General features: G+C 73.9%; 28 protein-coding genes. 22 read left to right on the top strand and 6 right to left on the bottom strand.

The genetic code is table 11. The annotated features are described in order from the left end of the window. The 4 genes from B7P34_RS18245 to B7P34_RS18260 form a co-directional block, all read left to right on the top strand. The coding region (locus B7P34_RS18245) for a hypothetical protein (protein ID WP_223267976.1) at nt 1-528 on the top strand (528 nt) is incomplete at its 5' end. A gap of 71 nt (nt 529-599) precedes the next feature. Next, on the top strand, nt 600-1,619 hold the full coding sequence (locus B7P34_RS18250; protein ID WP_223267977.1) for an ABC transporter ATP-binding protein: 1,020 nt from the start codon (nt 600-602) through the stop codon (nt 1,617-1,619). 40 nt (nt 1,620-1,659) lie between these two features. Beyond that, nucleotides 1,660-2,499, top strand: a complete 840-nt coding sequence (locus B7P34_RS18255) for an ABC transporter permease (protein WP_106677807.1) — start codon at nt 1,660-1,662, stop codon at nt 2,497-2,499. Between the two features lie 56 nt (nt 2,500-2,555). Next, nucleotides 2,556-3,224: a hypothetical protein gene (locus tag B7P34_RS18260; protein WP_106677809.1), complete on the top strand. Its 669-nt coding sequence runs from the start codon at nt 2,556-2,558 to the stop codon at nt 3,222-3,224. A 314-nt stretch (nt 3,225-3,538) separates the two neighbouring features. Here the strand turns inward: B7P34_RS18260 and ybaK are convergent, their stop codons facing one another. Genes ybaK through B7P34_RS18275 form a run of 3 tightly spaced genes read right to left on the bottom strand, consistent with a single transcriptional unit; the run spans nt 3,539 to nt 6,444 of the window. After that, entirely contained in the window at nt 3,539-4,042 is a 504-nt protein-coding gene (ybaK, locus tag B7P34_RS18265) for a Cys-tRNA(Pro) deacylase (protein WP_106677811.1), read from the bottom strand. Nucleotides 4,043-4,060: 18 nt separating this feature from the next. Further along, nucleotides 4,061-4,798: an LON peptidase substrate-binding domain-containing protein gene (locus tag B7P34_RS18270; RefSeq protein ID WP_106677814.1), complete on the bottom strand. Its 738-nt coding sequence runs from the start codon at nt 4,796-4,798 to the stop codon at nt 4,061-4,063. 44 nt (nt 4,799-4,842) lie between these two features. Further along, nucleotides 4,843-6,444: an oxidoreductase gene (locus B7P34_RS18275; protein ID WP_106677815.1), complete on the bottom strand. Its 1,602-nt coding sequence runs from the start codon at nt 6,442-6,444 to the stop codon at nt 4,843-4,845. Between the two features lie 145 nt (nt 6,445-6,589). Here B7P34_RS18275 and hisD point away from each other — a divergent pair, with 145 nt between their 5' ends. From hisD to hisF, 8 genes are read left to right on the top strand one after another with little or no spacing between them, the layout of a single operon-like run. Next, complete coding sequence (hisD, locus tag B7P34_RS18280) at nt 6,590-7,942, top strand: histidinol dehydrogenase (RefSeq protein WP_106677816.1); 1,353 nt, start codon at nt 6,590-6,592, stop codon at nt 7,940-7,942. Then, nucleotides 7,939-9,045: a histidinol-phosphate transaminase gene (locus B7P34_RS18285; protein ID WP_106677817.1), complete on the top strand. Its 1,107-nt coding sequence runs from the start codon at nt 7,939-7,941 to the stop codon at nt 9,043-9,045. The genes hisD and B7P34_RS18285 overlap by 4 nt, the downstream gene beginning before the upstream one ends. Next, nucleotides 9,042-9,635 carry an imidazoleglycerol-phosphate dehydratase HisB gene (gene hisB / locus B7P34_RS18290; RefSeq protein WP_106677819.1) on the top strand — a complete coding sequence of 198 codons (594 nt, stop codon included), beginning with the start codon at nt 9,042-9,044 and terminating at the stop codon, nt 9,633-9,635. The genes B7P34_RS18285 and hisB overlap by 4 nt, the downstream gene beginning before the upstream one ends. After that, nucleotides 9,635-9,802: a hypothetical protein gene (locus B7P34_RS37535; protein WP_189382868.1), complete on the top strand. Its 168-nt coding sequence runs from the start codon at nt 9,635-9,637 to the stop codon at nt 9,800-9,802. Before hisB ends, B7P34_RS37535 begins: the two co-directional genes overlap by 1 nt. Then, on the top strand, nt 9,799-10,440 hold the full coding sequence (hisH, locus tag B7P34_RS18295) for an imidazole glycerol phosphate synthase subunit HisH (RefSeq protein ID WP_106677820.1): 642 nt from the start codon (nt 9,799-9,801) through the stop codon (nt 10,438-10,440). Before B7P34_RS37535 ends, hisH begins: the two co-directional genes overlap by 4 nt. Further along, nucleotides 10,437-11,162: a bifunctional 1-(5-phosphoribosyl)-5-((5-phosphoribosylamino)methylideneamino)imidazole-4-carboxamide isomerase/phosphoribosylanthranilate isomerase PriA gene (gene priA, locus B7P34_RS18300; protein WP_106677822.1), complete on the top strand. Its 726-nt coding sequence runs from the start codon at nt 10,437-10,439 to the stop codon at nt 11,160-11,162. Before hisH ends, priA begins: the two co-directional genes overlap by 4 nt. Continuing rightward, nucleotides 11,159-11,560 carry a Rid family hydrolase gene (locus tag B7P34_RS18305; RefSeq protein WP_106677823.1) on the top strand — a complete coding sequence of 134 codons (402 nt, stop codon included), beginning with the start codon at nt 11,159-11,161 and terminating at the stop codon, nt 11,558-11,560. Before priA ends, B7P34_RS18305 begins: the two co-directional genes overlap by 4 nt. After that, nucleotides 11,557-12,312, top strand: coding sequence for an imidazole glycerol phosphate synthase subunit HisF (hisF, locus tag B7P34_RS18310; protein ID WP_106677824.1), 756 nt, complete (start codon nt 11,557-11,559; stop codon nt 12,310-12,312). Before B7P34_RS18305 ends, hisF begins: the two co-directional genes overlap by 4 nt. Before the next feature lie 68 nt (nt 12,313-12,380). On the opposite strand, the gene B7P34_RS18315 is transcribed toward hisF, so the two are convergent. From B7P34_RS18315 to B7P34_RS18325, 3 genes are read right to left on the bottom strand one after another with little or no spacing between them, the layout of a single operon-like run. Then, nucleotides 12,381-12,923, bottom strand: coding sequence for a DoxX family protein (locus tag B7P34_RS18315; RefSeq protein ID WP_106677826.1), 543 nt, complete (start codon nt 12,921-12,923; stop codon nt 12,381-12,383). Nucleotides 12,924-12,962: 39 nt separating this feature from the next. Then, nucleotides 12,963-13,595: a TIGR03085 family metal-binding protein gene (locus B7P34_RS18320; protein ID WP_106677827.1), complete on the bottom strand. Its 633-nt coding sequence runs from the start codon at nt 13,593-13,595 to the stop codon at nt 12,963-12,965. A gap of 46 nt (nt 13,596-13,641) precedes the next feature. After that, entirely contained in the window at nt 13,642-14,493 is an 852-nt protein-coding gene (locus B7P34_RS18325) for a hypothetical protein (protein WP_146166848.1), read from the bottom strand. Between the two features lie 74 nt (nt 14,494-14,567). On the opposite strand from B7P34_RS18325, the gene hisI reads away from it, so the two are divergent. The 10 genes from hisI (at nt 14,568) to B7P34_RS18370 (ending at nt 22,117) form a co-directional block, all read left to right on the top strand. Beyond that, nucleotides 14,568-14,936 carry a phosphoribosyl-AMP cyclohydrolase gene (gene hisI, locus B7P34_RS18330; protein WP_106677830.1) on the top strand — a complete coding sequence of 123 codons (369 nt, stop codon included), beginning with the start codon at nt 14,568-14,570 and terminating at the stop codon, nt 14,934-14,936. An 11-nt stretch (nt 14,937-14,947) separates the two neighbouring features. Beyond that, nucleotides 14,948-16,474, top strand: coding sequence for an anthranilate synthase component I (locus B7P34_RS18335; protein WP_106677832.1), 1,527 nt, complete (start codon nt 14,948-14,950; stop codon nt 16,472-16,474). 48 nt (nt 16,475-16,522) lie between these two features. After that, complete coding sequence (locus B7P34_RS18340) at nt 16,523-17,125, top strand: TIGR02234 family membrane protein (RefSeq protein ID WP_106677833.1); 603 nt, start codon at nt 16,523-16,525, stop codon at nt 17,123-17,125. Between the two features lie 109 nt (nt 17,126-17,234). Continuing rightward, on the top strand, nt 17,235-17,468 hold the full coding sequence (locus B7P34_RS18345; protein ID WP_106677834.1) for an HGxxPAAW family protein: 234 nt from the start codon (nt 17,235-17,237) through the stop codon (nt 17,466-17,468). 105 nt (nt 17,469-17,573) lie between these two features. Continuing rightward, the gene (locus B7P34_RS18350; RefSeq protein ID WP_106677836.1) at nt 17,574-18,014 is read left to right on the top strand and encodes a DUF2752 domain-containing protein; all 441 of its coding nucleotides are present in this window, start codon (nt 17,574-17,576) and stop codon (nt 18,012-18,014) included. Nucleotides 18,015-18,163: 149 nt separating this feature from the next. After that, entirely contained in the window at nt 18,164-18,973 is an 810-nt protein-coding gene (gene trpC, locus B7P34_RS18355) for an indole-3-glycerol phosphate synthase TrpC (RefSeq protein ID WP_106677837.1), read from the top strand. 6 nt (nt 18,974-18,979) lie between these two features. Then, nucleotides 18,980-19,132: a tryptophan biosynthesis modulator TrpM gene (gene trpM / locus B7P34_RS39920; protein WP_368066774.1), complete on the top strand. Its 153-nt coding sequence runs from the start codon at nt 18,980-18,982 to the stop codon at nt 19,130-19,132. Nucleotides 19,133-19,178: 46 nt separating this feature from the next. Continuing rightward, entirely contained in the window at nt 19,179-20,420 is a 1,242-nt protein-coding gene (trpB, locus tag B7P34_RS18360; protein WP_106677839.1) for a tryptophan synthase subunit beta, read from the top strand. Next, nucleotides 20,420-21,235 (top strand): tryptophan synthase subunit alpha, encoded by an 816-nt coding sequence (trpA, locus tag B7P34_RS18365; protein ID WP_106677841.1) that lies wholly within the window; start codon nt 20,420-20,422, stop codon nt 21,233-21,235. The genes trpB and trpA overlap by 1 nt, the downstream gene beginning before the upstream one ends. A gap of 99 nt (nt 21,236-21,334) precedes the next feature. Next, nucleotides 21,335-22,117: a DsbA family protein gene (locus B7P34_RS18370; protein WP_106677842.1), complete on the top strand. Its 783-nt coding sequence runs from the start codon at nt 21,335-21,337 to the stop codon at nt 22,115-22,117. Nucleotides 22,118-22,173: the final 56 nt, after the last annotated feature.

Consider the following 22,173-nt stretch of genomic DNA (forward strand, 5'->3'; position numbering starts at 1 on the left):
GGCCGCGGCCTCGCCGGCCAGCCCGCCGACCGGTCCGGCGGGCCCGGCGGCGGCCCGGGCGGCGCCTCCGGCCAGAGCAACGGCTCCGCCCTCGCCGCCAACGCCACCCTGCGCTGGTCCTCCGACAAGGGCTGGATCGAGCGGCCCGGCACCGGCGGCCCCGGAGAGCCCCCCGAAACCGCCTCGCTCCCGATGCTCGCCCAGCTCACCAGCGCCGAGCAGCGCTGGGCCGACCGCGAGGAGGACATCACCACCGTCGGCGGCGACCCCTTCGAGGTCGGCCAGGTCTTCGCCCGGCGCTGGGCCGAGCGCCTCCCCGACCCCGTCCACCTGCAGCACCTCTCCACCGAATACCCCCGCATCCCGCACCGCATTGACGGGGAGCTGCTGCGCTACGCCGCCCGCTTCGGCCTGCTCGCCCACAAGGACGACCAGATCGACGAGCACGACCGCTATGCCATCCGGGCCGGCTTCTGGCGCGAAATCGACACCCGCACGGCGGCCGAGAAGGCACCGGCGGGCGACTGACCGCGCCACGCTCCGCGCCCGGGCCGCCCCGACGGCCGGGGCGCGCGTCCCACCGCGTACCCTCATAGCTCGTGAGGACGGGCGTGAAAGAGGCGGCTGCAGCCGCCACGGTGTGCACCGTGCGCGGCCTGGTCAAGACCTACCCCGCCGCGCGCGGCCGCCGCGGCGCGCCCGGCACCGACGCCGTACGCGCGAGCGACGGCATCGACCTGGAGGTCCGGCGCGGCGAGATCTTCGGACTGCTCGGCCCCAACGGCGCCGGCAAGTCCACCCTCGTCCGCCAGCTGACCGGACTGCTCCGCCCCGACGAGGGCAGCGTCGAGCTCCTCGGCCACGACCTCGTGCGCCACCCCGAGCGCGCCGCGCGCCTCGTCGGCTACCTCGGCCAGGAGTCCACCGCCCTCGACGAGCTGACCGTCGCCCTGGCCGCCGAGACCACCGGCCGGCTCCGCGGCCTGAGCCTGCGAGCGGCCCGCGCCGAGCGCGACGCCGTCCTGGACGAACTGGGCCTCGCCCCGATCGCCGGGCGCCCCCTCAAGAAGCTCTCCGGCGGCCAGCGCCGCCTCGCCTGCTTCGCCGCCGCGCTCGTCGGCGACCGGCCCGTCCTCGTCCTCGACGAGCCCACCGCCGGCATGGACCCCGTCGCGCGCCGCGCCGTCTGGGCCGCCGTCGACCGACGCCGCGCCGAGCACGGCACGACCGTCCTGCTCGTCACCCACAACGTCATCGAGGCCGAGACCGTCCTCGACCGCGTCGCCGTGCTGGAGCGCGGCCGGATCATCGCCTGCGACACGCCCGCCGGGCTGAAGGAGCTCGTCGGCGACGAGGTCCGCGTCGAGCTCGTCTGGCGCGCCGAGGCCCCCCTGCACGTCCCCGAGGTCGCCGCCCTGCGCGACGCCGCGCAGGCCGCCGGCCGGCGCTGGACGCTGCGGCTCGCCCCCGCCGAGGCGCGCGCCGCCGTCGCCGCCGTGACCGGCGGGCCCGCCTTCGCCGCGCTCGACGACTTCACCCTCACCACCCCCAGCCTGGAGGACGTGTACCTCGCGCTCGGCGGCCGCGCGGAGGGCGCGGAAGGGCTGGTGAAGGCGTGACGAGAGCCCTGCCGACCGGACTGAACAGGAGCTGTGCCGGGTGAGTGCTGTGTCCGCAGAAGCGGTGACCCCTGGGGCGGTCAGGTCCGGGAGCGACTCCCGGCCGCGGTCCGGCGGCGACGGCGCCGCCCCGCTCGCGCCCCGGGCGAAGCTGCTGCCCGCCCTGGCCGCCGTGTACCGCGCGCAGCTCTCGCGGGCCCGGGTCGCACGGATCCCCCTGCTGTTCGTCGCGACGTTCCAGTCCGTCGGCATCATGATCATGATGCGGGGCGTGGTGGACGGCGGCGACGAGGCGCGGGCCGTCGTGGCCGGCTCCAGCGTGCTCGTCGTGGCCTTCGTCGCCCTCAACCTCCTCGCCCAGTACTTCGGCCAGCTGCGCGCGAGCGGCGGTCTCGACCACTACGCGACGCTGCCCGTGCCGCCCGCGGCCGTCGTGCTCGGCGCGGCCGCCGCGTACGCCTCCTTCACCGTGCCCGGCACCGCCGTCACGGCCGTCGTGGGCAGCGCGCTCTTCGGCCTCCCCATGGCCCACCTGTGGGTGCTCGCCGCGGTCGTCCCGCTCTCCGGCGCGGCCCTCGCCGGCCTCGGCGCGGCCCTCGGGCTGCTCGCACCGCGCCAGGAGCTGGCCACGCTCTGCGGACAGCTCGGCATGTCGGCGGCGCTGCTCCTGGGCGTGCTGCCCGCCGCGCACATGCCCGCGCCCATCGCCTACGCCCGCGACCTGCTCCCCTCCACCTACGGGGTGGAGGCGCTCGCCCGCAGCTTCGACGCGCGCCCCGACTGGGCCGTGGTCGCCGCCGACCTCGGCGTGTGCGCGGCCGTCGGCGTGGTCTCGCTGGCCGTCGCCACGTGGGCGTACCGCCGGGCGGCCGTGCGGTGACGCGCCAGGACGGTCCTGCCGCCGGGTCCGCGGCGCCGACCTGGCACGATGACAGGGTGACCGCACCGCTGACGCCGCATGACCCGCCCTCGAACGAGCCCGGCACCGGGGCCGGGCCCACGGAGCCCGCGCCCGGCGACGCGTTCGTCCCCGCGGACGAGGCCGAGCGCCGTGCCGAGATGCGCGCCGAGGCGCGTGCCGAACTGCGGCAGGCCGCGGTCATCGCCGCGGTGGTGGCGGTCTCCGGCGTGCTGCTGGGGCTGCTGTGGGCGTGGCTCGCGCCGCGGGTCCCGCTCATCTCGGACGGCAAGGCCGTCTACCTGAAGAACAGCGAGGGCGAGCAGGCCATCGGCGCCGACGGCACGTTCGCGCTGCTGGCCCTCGGGTTCGGCGCGCTCAGCGGGGCCGTCGTCTTCTGGCTGCGGCGCCGCGGGGGAGTTCCGCTCGTGGTCGGGCTGGCCGCGGGGTCCTTCCTCGCCTCGCTGGTCGCCTGGCGCCTCGGCATGTGGCTGGGCCCCACGTCGGACGTGGTGGCGGCCGCGCGTGCGGCGGGGCGCGGTGTCGTCTTCGACGCGCCTTTGAAACTCGCGGCCAAGGGGGCGCTGCTGGCGTGGCCGCTGGCGGCGATGGCGGTGCACTTGGTTCTGACGGCGCTGTTCGGGCCGCGGGACCCGGAGCCGGTGCCGGACTGGACTCCGTCCGGGGATCCGGACGGCCCGGCCTGAGCGGGTCCGGCACCGCCGGTCACCTCCGGCGGGGGTTGCGCGCCGCCGCGGCGGGGGAGTAGCCCCGGCCCCGCCCTTTCACCGTTTCCTCCTGCGGAGGGCCGGGGGCCGGACGGCCCGCCGCGGCGGCGCGCAAGGGCCTACGCCGGCCTGCGGCCGTGATTCGCTCGGTTCTTCTTCAGGCGCCAGCGACGCTTGCGGGTGCGCTTCGACATGGGCGTCCCTCCCGGATCGCGGGCCGCACGCGCGGCGTCCCGCTCCGACGGTCGTAGCCGAGGGACGGGCGGCCGTCCAGACCCCCCGCACCCGCAGGGTCACCCGCGGGCGATCGGCGCGATCACCGCGTCCGTGAGGGCGGCCAGGTCACCGGGCGAGAGCTCGACCTCCAGGCCCCGGCGCCCGGCCGAGACGCAGATGGTCGCGTGGGAGCGCGCGGAGGCGTCCAGCGCGGTCGGCAGCCGCCGGCGCTGGCCGAGCGGCGAGATCCCGCCCCGTACGTACCCCGTCGTGCGCTCCGCGGCCGCCGGGTCGGCCATCGCCGCCCGCTTGCCGCCGACGGCCGCCGCGAGGGCCTTCAGATCGAGGGAGCCGGAGACGGGCACGACGGCGACCGTCAGCGCGCCGTCGACCTCGGCGACGAGGGTCTTGAAGACCTGCGCGGGATCCCGGCCGAGGGCCTCCGCGGCCTCCGTCCCGTAGGACGCGGTGGCCGGGTCGTGGTCGTAGGAGTGCACGGTGAAGGCGGTCCCCGCCTTCTCCAGGGCGACGATGGCCGGGGTCGAGCCGGAGCCCGGGTTCGATCGCTGCTTGCGCGCCAAGAGTCCGTTCCGTCCGGGTCAGTTGGGGTTCGTCGGCTGCCGGATCAGGTCCGTGGCCGGCAGCGACGGGAGCTTACCGATCACCGCGGTCTCGGCGCGCAGGATTTTCAGCTCGCGCGCGAGCCGCGTCGCGGTGTCCGGCGTCTCCAGGAGCCGCTGCTTCGCCGGGACGTCGAGCATGGCCGCCGCGGCGACGAGGTAGGAGAGCACGGACGGCTCGCCCGGCAGGTCGGTCTGCCCGGCGAGCGTGCGCTCGGTCGCCCCGGCGAGCCGCTTCTGGTAGGCGCGGAAGGCCCGGACGACGCCGGAGGCGAGCGCGCCCGCGCCCTCGCCCTGCTCCTCCGCGATGTCCTCGACCTCACCCGTCAGGTACGGCCCGGAGGCGTCGACGGACAGCAGCCGGAAGCGGGTGGTGCCGGTGGCGAGGACCTCGTACGTGCCGCCGGTGCGCTCGCGGATGGTGGCCGCCTCCGCCACGCAGCCGACGGTGTGGAACGCCTTGAGCGGGTCGGGGCCGAAGCCGGACGCCGGGCCGGGCTCGGGGCGGGCGCCCTCGGGCAGGCCGGGCGCCGTGGGCGCGACCTCGCTGCCGTCGCGGATGGCGACGACGCCGAAGCGGCGCGGTTCCTCCTCGGGAAGCGCCGACAGGTCGCGCATCAGCGCGCGGTACCGCTGCTCGAAGACGTTCAGGGGCAGGACGAGCCCGGGGAACAGCACCGAGTTCAGCGGGAAGAGGGGCAGGCGCGCGGTGGTCACAGCCGGTAAGCCTAATGGCCTGTGCACCGGTGCCGCCCGGGCGTTCACTGCCGGCGCAGCAGCCGGGAGGCGCCCGCCGCCACGGTCGTCGCGAGCATCCACCCGAGCAGGATCAGCGCCGCGACCACCCACTGGGTGAGGCCCGTGGGCCGCCAGGCGTTGCCCTGCCCGAGATCGATGACCGGCACGAGCAGGTCGAGGGCGTACAGCCAGGGGTTCCAGGCGGGGCCCTCGCCCTCCTTCAGCGGCGGCACGGGCCGCAGGGTGAAGTAGACGGTGGCGGCGGCCCACAGCACGGCCATCCACACGGCCGCCCGGCCGGGCCGGTAGCCGTAGGCCACCATCCAGTCCTGGAGGTAGCCCCAGGCCTTGCCGGCCGGGGGCAGCGTCTCGCGGCGGCGGCGCTGCTTGGCGAGGAGGACGGCCCGGGCGTCGGCGTCCTCGCCGCTGTCGCGCAGGGCGCCCGCCAGCTGCTCGTACGGCTCGGGGGCGTACTCGGGCGTGGCGGCGGCCACCCACTCCAGCCGCAGAGCGAGGGGGAAGTGGCCGAGCGGTATCAGCGTCTCGTAGGCGAAGCCGGCCATCACCAGGCTGCCGGGCCCGGGCCAGCTGTCGTAGCGGTCGACCAGGTTGGAGACGCGGGCGCCGGAGAGCACCACGCGGCCGCGCTGCGCCCACTCGCCGAGGAAGCGCAGCTCGGGCGTCTGGATGCGGCGCAGCGACAGCTCCTGGTCGGCCTCCAGCGCGAACCGGGCCTGGCTGAAGTCGACGGCGTCGCCGAACCGGCCGTCGTCCAGCCGCACCCCGCCCCGGCACTCGAAGGCCTGCGTGCGGACGCCGTGCTGCGGGGTGGTGGTGATGCCGTACGGGGGAGTGGTGCCGGTCGTGAACGGATAGCCGCCGACCCCCGCGCCCGTCAGGTAGAGGGTGCGCTCCACGGTCAGCTGCGGGGCGTTGAAGGCGCGTCTGCCGTGGGGGTTGCTCAGCGTGGAGCCGCGCAGGCTCAGCGAGACCCCTATCGTCGCGGCCCGCATGCTGAGCTCGCCGTACGAGCGCATCATCTCCGCCTGCATGTCCTGCCCGACGCTCATCCCGTCGGCCGCTATGGAGACCCCGCGCCGGTCGGGGCGCACGACCAGCTGGTTGAGCAGGAGGTCGGTGCCTATCTGGGCGTCGGTCAGCCGGATGCCGCGCTGGACGACGCAGCGCGGCAGGTGCAGGTCGCCCTCGGTGCGCAGCCGGGCGGCCTCCAGCCGGGGCAGCGAGCAGGCGATCAGGCGCAGGGTGGTGAACTGGCTCTCGGGCAGGAGCACCTCCTGCTCGAAGCGGCAGTTGTGCATTTCGACGTAGGGCACGACCCTGCCGCCGGAGAGGTCGAGCGTGCCGGTGATCTGCACGCCGTTCAGCTTGAGGGCGGTCACCCGGCCCGGCAGCGGGGGCGGGCCGTCCAGCAGGAGCAGGGCCACGACGCGGGCCCGGACGCTGCGCTCGGGGCCCCACGCGTGCGGGCCGCGCGGGTCGTTCCACTCGGGCCGGGGCGTGCGCAGGTCGTGCGTGCGGCCCGCACGGAACGCCTTCCACATCGCCTGCTCGATCGCGGTCAGCCCCAGCTCCGGCGGCGGGCCGCCGTCTCGCGGGTCGGTCACGCTCCGCACCCCCTCCCGTCCCGTGCACCTCGGTGTACCATCCCCATTCCCTCCGGGTGACCGGTTGAACACTCTCGGTGAAACACCTGTACCAGTGAGTGGTACGGGGCGCGGTGCGACGGGGCGGGTCTGAGACAATTACCGTGTGATCTCCCGAATCGATCTGCGCGGTGCCGCCTCCTCCGAGGCCGGCGTCGACCGCGACCTGCTGCCCCGAGCCGAACTCGACGTCGAGGCCGCCCTGGAGAAGGTGCGGCCCATCTGCGAGGACGTGCATCATCGGGGCACCGCGGCCCTGATCGACTACGCGGAGCGCTTCGACGGAGTGAAGATCGACCGGGTGCGGGTCCCCGCCGCGGCGATCACCAAGGCCCTGGAGGAGCTCGACCCGGCCGTGCGCGCCGCGCTGGAGGAGTCCATCCGCCGCGCCCGCATCGTCCACCGCGAGCAGCGCCGCACCGACACGACCGTCCAGGTCGTCCCCGGCGGCACGGTCACCGAGCGCTGGGTCCCCGTCCAGCGCGTCGGGCTGTACGTGCCGGGCGGCCGGTCCGTCTACCCCTCGTCCGTGATCATGAACGTGGTGCCGGCCCAGGAGGCCGGCGTCGGCTCCATGGCCGTCTCCTCGCCGCCCCAGGCCGCCTTCGGCGGCCTGCCGCACCCCACGATCCTGGCCGCCTGCGCGCTGCTCGGCATCGATGAGGTGTACGCGGCGGGAGGCGCCCAGGCCGTCGCCATGTTCGCCTACGGCACCGAGGAGTGCCGCCCGGTCAACATGGTCACCGGCCCGGGCAACATCTGGGTCGCCGCCGCCAAGCGGCTGCTCAAGGGCCGCATCGGCATCGACGCCGAGGCCGGCCCCACCGAGATCGCCGTCCTCGCCGACGCGACCGCCGACCCCGTGCACGTCGCCGCCGACCTGATCAGCCAGGCCGAGCACGACCCGCTGGCCGCCTCCGTCCTCGTCACCGACTCGGAAGAGCTCGCGACGGCGGTCGAGAAGGAGCTGGAGACCCAGGTCGCCATGACCCGGCACGTCGAGGACCGCATCGTGCCCGCGCTCGGCGGCCGCCAGTCCGGCATCGTCCTGGTCGACTCCGTCGACCACGGCCTCGCCGTCGTCGACGCCTACGGCGCCGAGCACCTGGAGATCCAGACCGCGGACGCCGCGGCCGTCGCCGCCCGCGTGCGGAACGCCGGCGCGATCTTCGTCGGCCCCTACGCCCCCGTCTCCCTCGGCGACTACGCCGCCGGCTCCAACCACGTGCTGCCCACCGGCGGCTGCGCCTGCCACTCCTCCGGGCTGTCCGTGCAGTCCTTCCTGCGCGGCATCCACGTCGTCGACTACACCCGCGAGGCCCTGGCCGAGGTCGCGGGCCACGTCGTGACGCTCGCCGAAGCCGAGGACCTGCCCGCCCACGGCGCGGCGGTCAAGGCGCGTTTTGCCGAAGGCGAACTGGACAAGCACAGTGACTGGAAGGTCCCGGAAAGCAAGTGACCGGTATTGACGATCTCCCCATCCGGGACGAGCTGCGCGGCAAGTCCTCGTACGGCGCCCCCCAGCTCGACGTGCCCGTACGCCTGAACACCAACGAGAACCCCTACCCGCTGCCCGACCCCCTCGTCGCCCGCATCGCCGAGCGCGTCGCCGAGGCCGCCCGGCACCTCAACCGCTACCCCGACCGGGACGCGGTCGAGCTGCGCACCGAGCTCGCCAAGTACCTCACCCGCACCACGGACCACGAGGTCACCACCGCGAACGTCTGGGCCGCCAACGGCTCCAACGAGGTCCTCCAGCAGCTGCTGCAGACCTTCGGCGGGCCCGGCCGCACGGCCATGGGCTTCGAGCCCTCGTACTCGATGCACGCCCTGATCTCCCGCGGCACCGGCACCGGCTGGATCTCCGGCGCCCGCAGCGCGGACTTCACCATCGACACCCCGGCCGCCGAGCGCGCCATCGCCGAGCACCGCCCCCACGTCGTCTTCATCTGCTCGCCCAACAACCCCACGGGCACGGCGGTCGAGGCGGAGACGGTCCTGCGGCTGTACGAGGCCGCGCAGGCGGCCCGGCCGTCGCTCGTCGTCGTCGACGAGGCGTACGGAGAGTTCAGCCACCGCCCCTCGCTGCTGCCCCTCATCGCGGGCCGCCCGAACCTCGTCGTCTCCCGCACCATGTCCAAGGCCTTCGGCGCGGCCGGGCTCCGCCTCGGCTACCTCGCCGCGGACCCCGCGGTCGTCGACGCCGTCCAGCTCGTGCGCCTGCCGTACCACCTGTCGGCCGTCACCCAGGCCACGGCGCTCGCCGCCCTGGAGCACACCGACACCCTGCTCGGCTACGTCGAGCAGCTCAAGGCCGAACGCGACCGCCTCGTCACCGAGCTGCGCGCGATGGGCTGCGAGGTGACCGACTCCGACGCCAACTTCGTGCAGTTCGGGCGCTTCGACGACAGCCACGCCGCCTGGCAGGCCATCCTCGACCACGGTGTCCTGGTACGGGACAACGGCGTCCCGGGGTGGCTGCGCGTCACCGCCGGCACGCCCGAGGAGAACGACGCCTTCCTGGACGCCGTACGCGCCATTCGCAAGGAGAACCACTCATGAGCCGCGTTGGGCGCGTCGAGCGCACCACCAAGGAGACCTCCGTCCTCGTCGAGATCGACCTCGACGGGACCGGGCAGGTCGACGTGTCGACCGGGGTCGGCTTCTACGACCACATGCTCGACCAGCTCGGTCGCCACGGCCTCTTCGACCTCACCGTCAAGACCGACGGCGACCTGCACATCGACACCCACCACACCATCGAGGACACCGCCCTCGCGCTGGGCGCCGCCTTCAAGCAGGCCCTCGGCGACAAGGTGGGCATCTACCGCTTCGGCAACTGCACCGTGCCCCTGGACGAGTCCCTCGCCCAGGTCACCGTCGACCTCTCCGGCCGCCCCTACCTCGTGCACACCGAGCCCGAGAACATGGCGCCCATGATCGGCACGTACGACACGACGATGACCCGGCACATCCTGGAGTCCTTCGTCGCGCAGGCCCGGATCGCCCTGCACGTGCACGTCCCCTACGGGCGCAACGCCCACCACATCGTGGAGTGCCAGTTCAAGGCGCTCGCCCGGGCCCTGCGCTACGCGTGCGAACGCGACGCCCGCGCGGCCGGGATCATCCCGTCGACGAAGGGTGCGCTCTAGTGAACGGCCTGTCCACCACGCTCATCGTCGTCGGCCTGTTCCTGGTCGGCGGCATCATCTCCTTCCTCAAGCAGGGCATGCCCAAGAGCATCATCGTGCTCCTCGGCATAGGCGCCGCGATGTGCCTGACCGCCGGCACCCTCCGCATCGAAGGAATCTGGTCATGAGCGCCCCGAAGAAGGTCGTCGTCTTCGACTACGGCTTCGGCAACGTCCGCTCCGCCGAGCGCGCCCTCGCCCACGTCGGCGCGGACGTCGAGATCACCGGCGACTACGAGAAGGCGATGAACGCCGACGGCCTCCTCGTCCCCGGCGTCGGCGCCTTTGCCGCCTGCATGCAGGGCCTGCGCGCCGCCCGCGGCGACTGGATCGTCGGCCGCCGCCTCTCCGGCGGCCGCCCCGTGATGGGCATCTGCGTCGGCATGCAGATCCTCTTCGAGCGCGGCATCGAACACGGCGTTGCGACCGAAGGCCTCGACGAGTGGCCCGGCCTCGTGGAGCCCCTCAAGGCCGACGTCGTCCCGCACATGGGCTGGAACACCGTCACCCCCGCCGAGGACTCCCAGCTCTTCGCCGGCCTCGGCGCGGACACCCGCTACTACTTCGTGCACTCCTACGCGGTGCGCGAGTGGAGCCTCGAGGTCACCAACCCCAACATCCGCGCCCCCAAGGTCACCTGGGCCACGCACGGCGAGCCCTTCGTGGCCGCCGTGGAGAACGGCCCCCTGTGGGCCACCCAGTTCCACCCCGAGAAGTCCGGCGACGCCGGAGCCCAGCTCCTCACCAACTGGATCGGAACCCTGTGAGCAAGCTCGAACTCCTCCCCGCCGTCGACGTCCGCGACGGCCAGGCCGTGCGCCTCGTCCACGGCGAGTCCGGCTCCGAGACCTCGTACGGCTCCCCGCTGGAGGCGGCCCTCGCGTGGCAGCGCTCGGGCGCCGAGTGGCTGCACCTGGTCGACCTGGACGCCGCGTTCGGCACCGGTGACAACCGCGAGCTCATCGCCGAGGTGGCCGGGGCCATGGACATCAAGGTCGAGCTGTCCGGCGGCATCCGCGACGACGCCTCGCTCGCCGCCGCCCTCGCCACCGGCTGCACCCGCGTCAACCTCGGCACCGCCGCCCTGGAGACCCCCGAGTGGGTCGCCAAGGTCATCGCCGAGCACGGCGACAAGATCGCGGTCGGCCTCGACGTCCGCGGCACCACCCTGCGCGGCCGCGGCTGGACCCGCGACGGCGGCGACCTCTACGAGACCCTCGCCCGCCTCGACCGCGAGGGCTGCGCCCGCTACGTCGTCACCGACATCGCCAAGGACGGCACGCTCCAGGGCCCCAACCTGGAGCTGCTGAAGAACGTCTGCGCCGCCACCGACAAGCCGGTCGTCGCCTCCGGCGGGGTTTCCTCCCTTGACGATCTGCGCGCGATCGCCAACCTGGTACCGGAGGGTGTCGAAGGCGCCATCGTCGGAAAGGCCCTCTACGCCAAGGCGTTCACCTTGGAAGAGGCCCTGGAGGCTGTGTCCGCATGACCGAAGCCGTGCAGCGTGTGCAGAGCGACAGTCCCTGGGAAGAGATGTTCGGTTGTGCGCACGCCGTCGCGGCGGGGGACCGGGTCCTGGTGTCCGGCAGCATGCCGTTCACCGGAAACGTGCTGGTGGGCGAGGGCGATCCGTACGAGCAGGCGAAGGCGGCCTTCGGCAACGCCCTCGCCGCGCTGGAGCGGTTCGCCCTCGGCCCCGAGGCCGTCGTCCGGACCCGGACGTATCTGACCCACGCGCGGGACGTGGACGCGGTCTGCCGCGCCCACAAGGAGATCTTCGACGCGGTCCGGCCGGCGGCGACCCTGGTCGTCGTCTCCGGGTTCGTCGACTCGCGCGTGCTGGTCGAAGCAGAGCTGGAAGCGTACCGAGGAGCAACGAGCACATGACCCTCGCGGTCCGAGTCATCCCCTGCCTGGACGTCGACAACGGCCGGGTCGTCAAGGGCGTCAACTTCCAGAACCTGCGCGACGCGGGCGACCCCGTGGAAATGGCCAAGGTCTACGGGCAGGAGGGCGCCGACGAGCTGACGTTCCTCGACATCACCGCCTCCTCCGGCAACCGCGAGACCACCTACGACGTGGTGCGCCGCACCGCCGAGCAGGTCTTCATCCCGCTGACCGTCGGCGGCGGCGTCCGCACCGCGGCCGACGTCGACAAGCTGCTGCGGGCCGGCGCCGACAAGGTCGGCGTCAACACGGCGGCCATCGAGCGGCCCGAGCTGATCCGCGAGATCGCCGAACGCTTCGGCCGGCAGGTCCTGGTCCTGTCGGTGGACGCCCGCCGTACGCCGTCGGGCTCCTTCGAGGTCACCACCCACGGCGGGCGCCGCGGCACCGGCCTCGACGCCGTCGAGTGGGCCCACCGCGCGGCGGAGCTCGGCGCCGGCGAGATCCTGCTGAACTCCATGGACGCCGACGGCACCAAGGACGGCTACGACACCGAGATGATCCGCGCCGTGCGCAAGCACGTCACGGTCCCGGTCATCGCGAGCGGCGGCGCCGGCCGCCTGGAGCACTTCGCCCCGGCGGTGGAGGCGGGCGCGGACGCGGTCCTGGCCGCGTCGGTCTTCCACTTCGGCGACCTGCGGATCGCCGACGTCAAGACGGCCCTGCGCGAGTCGGGTCACCCGGTCCGCTAACCGCGTGCGGCGGATCATCGCGGTGGTGGCCCGTTCCGCCGGACTCCCGCCGTCGGACGGGAGCCCGGCTAGTCGCGGATCAGCAGGAACACCGCCCCGACCACCAGGGCCAGGGCGATCGCCGCGACCCCGTACGACAGCCGGTGATGCCGCACCACCGGCAGGTACGCGTCCGCCGCGTACCGGCCCGGGCCCGTGAGGGCGAGCGCCGCCGCCGAAACGGCCACCAGCAGGGTGAACTCCACGCCCTTCGGCAGGAGGAAACCGCCGTCCCACGTCACCCCGAGCGCGTTGACCATCGTGCCCAGCACGGCGGCCGCGGCGAGCGGCGTGAGGAGTCCGAGGAAGAGGCCCGCGCCGCCGAGCGTCTCGCTGAGGCCGGCGATGACCGCCATCGCCTTGGGCATGGGATAGCCCCAGGCCTCGAAGCCCCGCGCCGTGCCGTCGAGGCCGGGGCCGTCGAACCAGCCGAAGAGCTTCTGCGTGCCGTGCGCGACCATGATGATGCCGAGCATCAGCCGCAGGAGCAGGACCCCGAGCGAGAAGCCGGCCGGGGAGAGCGCGGTGGTGGCCGGGGCGGCGGCGTGGGCGGGTCTGCTGGTGTAGGCCATGGCAGGGGCACCTCGGGGGTCGGGGTCCGGCGCGGACCCTCAGATTCCCAGCCGTGCCCCCTCCAGCTTCGCCACCGCGTCCTTGTCGCCGTCAAGCTCCACCCGGGCGGCGGCTTGGCGGCCGAACACGAAGAGGGTCAGCTCGCCGGGCTCCCCGGTGACGGTGACGACGGGCGCACCGCGCCGGGCGACCGCCGTACGGCCGTCGGGGCGGCGCAGGACCAGGCCGACGGGGGAGCGGCGGCCGAGCATCCGGGCCACCCGCTCCAGGCGGGACCAGAGGGCGTCCGCGAAGACGGGGTCCACCTCGCGCGGGGCCCAGTCCTCCTGGGCCCGGCGCACGTCCTCGGCGTGCACGTAGAACTCGACGGTGTTCGCGGCCTCGTCGATCTGCTTGAGGGCGTACGGCGACAGCCGCGGCGGCCCGGTGCGGATGAGCTGGATCAGCTCCTCGTACGGCTTGGCGGCGAACTCCGCCTGCACCCGGTCCAGGCGCGCGGCCAGCGGCTTGAACACGAGCCCGGCGGCGGCGTCGGAGCGGCGTTCCCGCACGACGACGTGGGCCGCCAGGTCACGCGTCCGCCAGCCGTCGCAGAGCGTCGGGGCGTTCGGGCCCGCCGACTCCAACAGATCGGCGAGGAGCAGACGTTCGCGCTGGGCGTGGGTCGACATGGCGCCACCCTACGGCCGGCGCCCCGCCGCTGCCACGCCCCCGCGGCTACTGGGGCAGCGGCGCGTCCATCTTCTGGCCGCCCTGCGAGACGCTCAGCGTCATCGAACACGTGATCTGGTCCTGGCCGCGGGCGTAGGTGACCGGGGTCGGGTAGAGCACGTACGAGTAGTAGTTCTTGCCGTCGGTTATGGAGCGCATCCGGGCCTGTGCGTCCTTCTTGCACATGTCGCGGGCCTTGGTCTGGATGTCCAGCTCGGAGTCGAACTTGCCGGTCAGGGTCTCGTTGGCGATGACCTCGCCGTCGTGCGGACCGCTGCACGGCTTCGTCTTGACCTCGGTGAGGCCGATGGACATGCGCGGGTGGTCGAAGCACTGGCCGGGCTTGAGGACCACGTACGGCACGCGGGACACCGACGGGGAAGAGGAGGACGCGGACGGGTCGGGGTTCGACGGGTCGGCGCCGGGGCCGCCGGGGGCGGCGCTCGGCGCGGAGGGCGCCGCCGACGGGGCCGACGAGCTCTTCGGCTTGGCGACCGGGTCCTTCTTGTCCTTGTCGCCACCGGCCGTCAGCAGGAGACCGCCCGCGACGAGGCCGACGAGCAGCACGCCGCCGATGACGATCGCGGCGACCTTCGCGCCCTTGTTGCCCGAGGGCGGCGGAGGGGGCGGCATCGGCGGGGCGAACTGCTGGCCGTACTGCTGCTGCCCGTACTGACCGAAGCCCGGCTGCTGGCCCGGCTGGCCGAATCCCGGCTGCTGGCCGTACCCCTGCGGCGCTTGCGGCTGTCCGTAGGGCGGGGCGGGCGGCTGGGCTGACGGCGGCCCGAACTGCTGCGGCGGGCCGAACCCACCGCCGCCACCGGGAGGCTGCGGGGAGTTCGAGGGCGGAGTACTCATGGGCGAAGCATGCCGTACGCCACTGACACCGCCGCCCGGGGGGTCCCGGCCCGTCCGCGCGGCAGAATGGACCCATGACCGGCAACACCGCCCCCGCGTCCTCCCTCGACCCCGCCATCGCCGCACGCCTCAAGCGCAGCGCCGACGGGCTCGTCCCCGCCATCGCCCAGCAGTACGACACCGGCGAGGTCCTCATGCTCGGCTGGATGGACGACGAGGCGCTCCACCGCACCCTCACCACCGGCCGCTGCACGTACTGGAGCCGCAGCCGGCAGGAGTACTGGGTCAAGGGCGACACGTCCGGACACGTCCAGCACGTGAAGTCCGTGGCCCTCGACTGCGACGCGGACACCCTCCTCGTCAAGGTCGACCAGGTCGGCGCCGCCTGCCACACAGGCGACCGCACCTGTTTCGATGCCGACGTCCTCCCGCTCGGCCAGTAGGCTCCGCTGCCATGGCTGCCACGACCACCGGTGACGTCACCCCGGACGCCGAGACCTTCCGTACGCTCGCGAAGGACCGCCGGGTCATCCCCGTCACGCGGCGCTTCCTCGCCGACGGCGACACGCCCGTAGGCCTGTACCGCAAGCTCGCCGCGGAGCGGCCGGGCACCTTCCTGCTGGAGTCCGCCGAGAACGGCCGCACCTGGTCGCGCTACTCGTTCGTGGGCGTCCGCAGCTCCGCGACCCTCACCGCGCGAGGCGGCCGGACGCACTGGCTGGGCGCCCCGCCCGTCGGCGTGCCCACCGACGGCGACCCGCTGGAGGCGCTGCGCGCGACCGTGGCCGCCCTGCACACCCCGCGCGACCTCATGGAGGGCGCCGGGCTGCCGCCCTTCACCGGCGGCATGGTGGGCTACCTCGGCTACGACGTCGTCCGCCGCCTGGAGAAGATCGGCGAGCACGGCGGCGAGGACCGCGACCCGCTCGGCCTGCCCGAGCTCACCATGCTCCTCACCTCCGACCTCGCCGTCCTCGACCACTGGAACGGCACCGTCCTGCTGATCGCCAACGCGATCAACCACAACGACCTCGACAGCGGTGTGGACGAGGCGTACGCGGACGCCGTCGCCCGGCTGGACGCCATGGCCGCCGACCTCCGCCGGCCCACGCCCTCGGCCCCCACCGCCCTGCCGCCCTCCGAGCTGCCCGGGTACACGGCCCGCTGGGGCGGCCCCGACTACATGGCGGCCGTCGAGGACATCAAGGAGCGCATCCGCGCCGGCGAGGCCTTCCAGGTCGTGCCCTCGCAGCGCTTCGAGACGCCCTGCACGGCCTCCGCGCTCGACGTCTACCGCGTGCTGCGGGCCACGAACCCCAGCCCGTACATGTACCTGTTCCGGTTCGACGGGTTCGACGTCGTCGGCTCCAGCCCCGAGGCCCTCGTCAAGGTCGAGGACGGGCAGGCCATGGTGCATCCCATCGCCGGCACCCGGCCGCGCGGCGCCACCCCGCAGGCGGACGCGGCCCTCGCCGAGGAGCTCCTCGGCGACGCCAAGGAGCGCGCCGAGCACCTCATGCTCGTCGACCTCGGCCGCAACGACCTCGGGCGGGTCTGCGAGCCCGGCAGCGTCGAGGTCGTCGACTTCATGTCGATCGAGCGCTACAGCCACGTGATGCACATCGTCTCCACGGTCACCGGCCGCGTGGCCGCCGGGCGCACCGCCTTCGACGTGCTCACCGCCTGCTTCCCGGCCGGCACGCTCTCCGGGGCGCCCAAGCCGCGGGCCATGCAGATCATCGAGGAGCTGGAGCCGTCGCGGCGCGGGCTCTACGGCGGCTGCGTCGGCTACCTGGACTTCGCCGGGGACTCCGACACCGCCATCGCGATTCGCACCGCCGTCCTGAAGGAGGGCACGGCCTACGTCCAGGCCGGCGCGGGCGTCGTCGCCGACTCCGACCCGGCCGCGGAGGACGCGGAGTGCCGCAACAAGGCGGCGGCGGTGCTCCGCGCCGTGCACTCGGCGAACCGGCTCGCCTAGCGCGACCCCGGCAGCGCCCCGAACACCCCCACAAGGGATAGTGGACCCGTGAGCAAAGCCGTAACCCCCCGCCGCGGAACCGTCGGCACCGCGCTGCTCCTGGGCGCCGCCGGCGCCGCCCTCGCCCTGCTCGCGGGCGGCCGCACCTGGGCCGAGGGCACGACGACCGTCGCCCAGAGCACCGTCACCAAGCACGTCAGCGGCCAGGACGTCACGGGCCTGCCCGGCGCCCTCGCCGTCGTCGGCCTCGCCGCCCTCGTCGCGGTCTTCGCCGTCCGCGGCGTCTGGCGCACCGTGGTGTCCGCCGGCCTCGTCCTCGCGGGCGCGGGCGTCGTCGCCGGCGCGGTCACCGGCGCGGGCGACACCTCCGCCCTGGAGGAGCAGGCCGCCAAGGCCAACGGCCTCACCAGCGGCGCCGTCGACCACGTCACCCACACCGCCTGGCCGTGGGTCGCCCTTGCGGGCGGTGTCCTGCTGCTGCTCGCCGGGCTCCTGGCCCTGCGCTTCGGCCGCCACTGGCCGGCCATGTCCGGCCGCTACGAGCGCGACGGCACCCCCCGTCCCCGCCGCGTCCGCACGGCCCCGGACCCCGAGCGCCCCGAGGAGCTCTGGAAGGCCCTCGACCGCGGCGAGGACCCGACCGGGGCGTGACACGCCCTACCGCCTCCCCCCGGATCGAGGCGGCCCCGGCCGTCGGGGACAATGACCATGAGCGTTCTCCGCGCCCGCGGGCGCGCCACAGCAACGAGGAGTCTTAGTCATGGCGGGTAGCAGCCACGGACACACCCCGGCCGCCTGGACCGGTGTCACCATCGCCTTCATCGGCTTCTGCGTCTCCGGCGCCTTCACGGTGGCCGCGAAGCCGGTCGGCTTCTGGGCCGGCATCGTGATCATCGCGCTCGGCGGTGTCGTGGGCGGCGTCATGGCCATGATGGGCATGGGTCAGGGCAAGAAGGCTCCCCTGAAGGTGGCCGGGCAGGCGAGCAAGGGCTGACGCCCCGCCTTCCCCTGACGCCCCGAGGCGCGGCCCGGGCCCGTACGACCCCCGTACGACGGCCCTGAGCTGCGCCTTCGTGCTGTCCGGCGGAGACTGTGCCCTGTGAAGGGCTGGAAGAGGGGCTGGACGGGGGGCCGGGTGGGGGACGGCGCGCGCCGGATCGCCGCCCCGCTGGGCGTCGCGGGCGGCCTCGCCGCGGCCGCCGGCTACGTCGCGGCCGTGGACCCCAACCGCCCCGGCCGCTACCCCGCCTGCCCCCTGCTGCGCTGCACGGGCCTGTACTGCCCGGGCTGCGGCGGGCTGCGCGGCCTCCACGCCCTCACCCACGGCGACCTCCCCGGAGCGCTCGGGGCCAACGCCCTGGCCGTCGCCGCGTACGCCGCGTTCGCCGTCTTCTGGTGCGTGTGGTTCACCAGGGCCCTGCGGGGCCGCGGGGGCGTGTCGCTGTCGCCGCGCGCCCGCCATTGGTGGGGCCTCGGCGCCGTCGTCACGCTCTTCACGGTCCTGCGGAACCTGCCCGTGGGCACAGCCCTCGCCCCCTAACGGGTGTCCGGCGGGCGTCCACAGGATGGGACCCGCGTCAACCGGATGCGAAACCTTCGCCCGGCGGCAAGTACCATCGCAAGACCTGGTGGGGGGAGGATTCCCGCCGCACCAGCCAGACCATCCGAGTCCGGAAGGGGGCCGCTCGCGTGAGTGTGCTCGACGAGATCATCGAGGGCGTCCGTGCCGACCTCGCGGAGCGGCAGGCGCGCGTCAGCCTCGACGAGCTCAAGGAGCGGGCTGCCAGGGCGCCGCAGGCCAAGGACGGCGCCGCGGCCCTCCGCGGCGAGAACGTCGGCGTGATCTGCGAGGTCAAGCGATCCAGCCCCTCCAAGGGCGCGCTGGCCGCGATCGCCGACCCCGCCGGCCTCGCCGCCGACTACGAGGCGGGCGGCGCGTCCGTCATCAGCGTGCTGACCGAGGAGCGCCGCTTCGGCGGCTCGCTCGCCGACCTGGAGGCCGTCCGCGCCCGGGTCGACATCCCCATCCTCCGCAAGGACTTCATCGTCACCGCCTACCAGCTGTGGGAGGCCCGCGCCTACGGCGCCGACCTCGTCCTGCTGATCGTCGCCGCGCTGGAGCAGGAGGCCCTGGTCTCCCTCATCGAGCGCGCCGAGTCGATCGGCCTCACGCCGCTGGTCGAGGTGCACGACGAGGAGGAGGTCCAGCGCGCGGTGGACGCCGGCGCGCGGATCATCGGCGTCAACGCCCGCAACCTCAAGACCCTGGAGGTCGACCGGGGCACCTTCGCCCGGGTCGCCCCGGAGATCCCGGACGGCATCATCAAGATCGCCGAGTCCGGCGTGCGCGGCCCGCACGACCTCATCGCCTACGCCAACGACGGCGCCGACGCGGTGCTCGTCGGCGAGTCCCTGGTCACCGGCCGCGACCCCAAGGGGGCCGTCGCCGATCTCGTTGCCGCGGGCGCGCACCCCGCGCTGCGGCACGGGCGGGGCTGACCGGCCATGACGGCGTACGCACGGCTCGCCCGCGGCTGCCGGCCGCGCGGCTGCCGTGCGCCCGCGCGCCGCGTCCTCGGACGCCGCGTGCGGTACCACATCGGCTGTGAGCCGGGGCAGATCAACGGGATGCGATGGCGCGGCGGCGCCACGCTCTGACCGTTGTCCCGCCCGAAAACATCACAGCTGTTCGAGGAGTACGTACGTGTCCTCTGAATTCTTCGTCCCGGACCCGGAGGGTCAGGTTCCAAGCGCCGAAGGCTACTTCGGCGCGTTCGGCGGCAAATTCATCCCCGAAGCCCTCGTCGCCGCCGTCGACGAGGTCGCCGCCGAATACGAGAAGGCCAAGGCGGACCCCGCCTTCGCCGCCGAGCTCAACGACCTGATGGTCAACTACACCGGCCGCCCCAGCGCCCTCACCGAGGTGCCGCGCTTCGCCGAGCACGCCGGCGGCGCCCGCGTCTTCCTCAAGCGCGAGGACCTCAACCACACCGGCTCGCACAAGATCAACAACGTGCTGGGCCAGGCCCTGCTCACCAAGCGCATGGGCAAGACCCGCGTCATCGCCGAGACCGGCGCCGGCCAGCACGGCGTCGCCACCGCCACCGCCTGCGCCCTCTTCGGCCTCGAATGCACCATCTACATGGGCGAGGTCGACACGCAGCGCCAGGCGCTGAACGTCGCCCGCATGCGGATGCTCGGCGCCGAGGTCATCGCCGTGAAGTCCGGCAGCCGCACCCTGAAGGACGCCATCAACGAGGCGTTCCGCGACTGGGTCGCCAACGTCGACCGCACCCACTACCTCTTCGGCACGGTCGCCGGCCCGCACCCCTTCCCGGCCCTCGTGCGCGACTTCCACCGCGTCATCGGCGTCGAGGCGCGCCGCCAGATCCTGGAGCGCGCCGGCCGCCTGCCGGACGCCGCCGTGGCCTGCGTGGGCGGCGGCTCCAACGCCATCGGCCTCTTCCACGCCTTCCTCCCCGACGAGGGCGTGCGCCTGATCGGCTGCGAGCCCGGCGGCCACGGCCTCGCCACCGGCGAGCACGCGGCCACGCTCACCGCCGGCACCCCCGGCATCCTGCACGGCTCGCGCTCCTACGTCCTGCAGGACGAGGACGGCCAGATCACCGAGCCGTACTCGATCTCGGCCGGGCTCGACTACCCCGGCATCGGCCCGGAGCACTCCTACCTCAAGGACGCCGGCCGCGCCGAGTACCGCGCCGTCACCGACGACGAGGCCATGCAGGCGCTGCGCCTGCTCTCGCGCACCGAGGGCATCATCCCGGCCATCGAGAGCGCGCACGCGCTCGCCGGAGCCCTGGAGATCGGCAAGGAGCTGGGGCAGGACGGGCTGGTCCTCGTCAACCTCTCCGGCCGCGGCGACAAGGACATGGACACGGCGGCCCGCTACTTCGGGCTGTACGACGACGAGGCGGGGGAGCGGTAATGGCGGGCAACATCGAACTCCTGAGCTCCGTGCTGGCGGCGGCGAAGGCGGAGAACCGTGCGGCCCTCGTCGGCTACCTCCCCGCCGGCTTCCCCACCGTGGACGACGGCGTACGGGCCGTCACGGCCATGCTCGACGGCGGCTGCGACGTCGTCGAGGTCGGCCTGCCGCACAGCGACCCGGTCCTCGACGGCCCGGTCATCCAGACCGCCGACGACATCGCCCTGCGCGGCGGCATCAGGATCACCGACGTCATCCGCACGGTGAAGGAGGCGCACGAGATCACGGGCGCCCCCGTGCTGTGCATGACGTACTGGAACCCGGTCGACGCCTACGGCGTGGAGCGGTTCGCCGCCGACCTGGCCGCCGCCGGCGGAGCGGGCTGCATCCTGCCCGACCTGCCGGTCGAGGAGTCCGAGGCCTGGCGCAAGGCCGCCGAGCAGCACGGCCTCGCCACCGTCTTCGTGGTCGCGCCCAGCAGCCGCGACGAGCGGCTCGCCAAGATCACGGCGGCGGGCAGCGGCTTCGTGTACGCGGCCTCGCTGATGGGCGTCACCGGCACCCGGGAGTCCGTGGGCAACGAGGCGCAGGAGCTGGTGCGGCGCACGCGCGCGGTCACCGGGCTGCCTGTCTGCGTGGGGCTCGGCGTCTCCAACGCCGCCCAGGCCACGGAGGTGGCCGCCTTCGCCGACGGCGTGATCGTCGGCTCGGCCTTCGTCAAGCGGCTCCTGGACGCGCCCGACCTGGAAACGGGCCTGGCCGCCGTCCGCGCGCTCGCGGGCGAGCTCGCCGAGGGCGTGCGCAAGCGCGGGTGACGCCTTCGCGCGGGTGACTCCTTCGTACGGGTAACTCTTTTGAAGGAACCGGCGACCGGGGGCGCGCTGCGGCGCGCCCCCGGTTCGTTGTAGGGGGATGTGAGCCAGAAGAACTCGGACGGTAAGCGCAGCGCCCGCGAGCGGCTGCAGGAACAGCGGCAGCGCGAAGAGGCCCGGATCAGGCGCAGGCGCACGCTGATCGCCGCCGCGGTCGTCGTCGCCGTGCTCGGCGCGGGCGCCGGGATCGCGGCGATCGTGGCGAGCACGAGCGGCGGCAAGAAGAAGGAGACCGCCGGCCCCCTCGTCGCCCCGCAGGGCGCCACCGGCAAGGACAGCGTCACCATCCCCGTCGGCAAGCCCGCCGCGAAGGCGACCCTCACGGTCTACGAGGACTTCCGCTGCCCCGCGTGCGCCCAGTTCGAGAACGGCTTCCGCGACACGGTCAACCAGCTGGAGCAGAAGGGCGAGGTCAAGGCCGAGTACCACATCGTCACCCTGATCGACTCCAACCTCGGCGGCACCGGCTCCCTCAACGCCGCCAACGCGGCGGCCTGTGCCCAGGACGCCGGGAAGTTCTCCGCCTACCACGACCTGCTCTACAAGAACCAGCCGCCGGAGACGGACGACGCCTTCGGCAAGAAGGCGCGCCTGCTGGAGCTCGCCGGCCAGGTGCCGGGGCTGGACACGCCCGCCTTCCGCAGCTGCGTGGACGACGGCACGCACGACAGCTGGGTGAAGAAGTCCCACGAGGCCTTCGGCAAGACCTCCTACCGCGCCACCCCGACCGTGGTGCTGGCCGGCAAGAGCATCTACGGCGACCCGGCCAACCCGCTCACCCCGGACAAGCTGCGAAAGATGGTGGCGGAGGCCACGAAGGGCTGAGCGGGGCGTGCAGGGCGTTACGCAGCTGTTGCGCCGGGTGGGTTGCCGTTCCGTCG

This window comes from Streptosporangium nondiastaticum (assembly GCF_003011965.1).
Classification (GTDB): Bacteria; Actinomycetota; Actinomycetes; order Streptomycetales; family Streptomycetaceae; genus Streptomyces; species Streptomyces nondiastaticus.